Source organism: Serratia sp. H1w (assembly GCF_000633355.1).
Taxonomy (GTDB): Bacteria; Pseudomonadota; Gammaproteobacteria; order Enterobacterales; family Enterobacteriaceae; genus Chania.
On record NZ_AYMQ01000035.1, the window covers coordinates 1 to 394 of the forward strand.

1 pseudogene is annotated in these 394 nt (G+C 50.8%); it reads right to left on the reverse strand.

Annotation, left to right across the window (positions count from 1 at the left end):
• Positions 1-338, reverse strand: a pseudogene (locus U869_RS0105815) (IS1 family transposase); the annotation flags it as partial.
• Positions 339-394: the final 56 nt, after the last annotated feature.

Genomic DNA, 394 nt, shown 5'->3' on the forward strand with positions numbered 1-394 from the left:
AAAGCTCCACTGTTCATCGAGCTCGCAGATAAGCGCCACGTCTGCATGAGTGACCGGAGAGGAGGTTATTCGCTTTGGCGCGAGTTTTTTAAAGTACGAATGACGGTGTTAATGCCGATTTTGAGCGTCCTTGCGGTATCGCGGACACCAGCTCCGTTGAACGCCATTGCGGTAATTTGTTCTTTGACGCCGGGCTTGCGTGCTTCATAGGTATAGGTGAGCAGAAACACGCGGTGACAGTCACGACAGCGAAACCGGTCACGGCCTTTAGGGTTTTGCCCATGACGGTAAACCTGAGCAGACCGACAACGGGGACAATGAACAGTAACGCTGGCCATGAGAAAACCTCAAAAGCGGGCATTATACATCAATTCAACTAATTAGAGGCATTACC